Annotated in this window: 1 protein-coding gene; it reads right to left on the reverse strand. The window is 68.9% G+C overall.

Annotation, left to right across the window (positions count from 1 at the left end):
* Positions 1-1,282 (reverse strand): aromatic amino acid ammonia-lyase (locus Q7W29_08795; protein ID MDO9171913.1); only part of this gene is annotated, 1,282 nt, incomplete at its 3' end.
* Between the last annotated feature and the right edge of the window lie 109 nt (positions 1,283-1,391).

Consider the following 1,391-nt stretch of genomic DNA (forward strand, 5'->3'; position numbering starts at 1 on the left):
GCTTGTTCTTCAGGGCCGTGTTCATGCCCATCGAGACGAAGTCCTCCTGGTCCGCCGCGGCGGGGATGGACTGGACCGATGCGGGCGCGCAGAGGATCCGCTGCTCGACGATGAGCGAGTCGGCGGTGTACTGGCTGAGCATCATGCCCGAGAACATGCCCGCCCCCTTGGTCAGGAAGGCCGGCAGTCCCACGCTGAGGGCCGGGTTGAGCAGGCGGTTCAGACGCCGCTCGCTCAGCACGCAGACCATCGTCATGGCCGCGCCGGCCATGTCCATGGGCAGCGACACCGGCGAGCCCTGGAAGTTGGCCCCGGTCAGGGTCAGCTTCTTCTCGGGCACGAAGATCGGGTTGTCGCCGACGCCGTTCAGTTCGATCTCGACCTGCTCGCGCGCCCAGCGCACGGCGTCGTGCGCCGCGCCGATGACCTGCGGGCTGGAGCGCATGGAGTAGGCGTCCTGCACCTTGGTCTTGATCTTGCCGGTCTGCAGGTCCGAACCCTCGATGCAGCGGCGGATGGCGCCGGCGCTGCGCACCGCCCCGGGGAAGCCGCGCATCTCGTGCAGCTGGGAGGTGTAGGGCTTCAGGTTCGCCAGCAACGCCTCGAGCGTCATGGAGCAGGCGATCTCGGCCTGCTTCAGCAGCCGGTCCATGTCGTGCAGGTGCAGCGCGCTCATGGCGGTCAGCAGGTTGCTGCCGTTGATGGTGGCCAGGCCGTCGCGGGCTTCCAGGCCGGGCACCGGGATGCCGGCGCGGGCGAAGGCTTCCTTGCCCGGCAGCAGTTCGCCCCGGTACCAGGCGCGGCCCTCGCCCATCAGCAGCTGCGCGATCTGGCTCATCGGCGCCAGGTCGCCGCAGGCGCCGACCGAGCCCTTCTGGCAGACGAAGGGCGTGACGCCCTGGTTGAGCATCGCCACGAGCGTCTGCGTGATCACGGGCCGGCAGCCACTGTTGCCGTGGGCGTGGACGTTGATCCGGCCGACCATGGCGCCGCGCACGTACTCGGCGGGCGCCGGGTCGCCGATGCCGGCGGAGTGGTTGTAGATGAGGTACTTCTGGAAGTCCTTGACCTGATCGTCGTTCAGCACGATCTCGGAGAACTCCCCGATGCCCGTGTTGACCCCGTACATGATCTCGTGCGCCTGGATCTTCTCCTCGAGCATCGCCCGGCAAACCCCGATGCGCGCCAGCGCCTCGGGCGCCAGCTCCACTTGCTCGCCCTGGCGCGCCACGCGCGCCAGCTTGTCGATGGTCAGGCCGGAGCCGTTCAGCACGACCGTCATCACTGTCCCCTTCCAAGAAACCTGCGCGCGGAAGTGTCGACGTCGGAGACGCCGGTCCGCGCCTGGACGCAACGTTATCGCGCCGCCCGCGGGAGTCAAGCGGCGGCGG

Source organism: bacterium (assembly GCA_030654305.1).
In the GTDB taxonomy this organism is placed as follows: domain Bacteria; phylum Krumholzibacteriota; class Krumholzibacteriia; order LZORAL124-64-63; family LZORAL124-64-63; genus PNOJ01.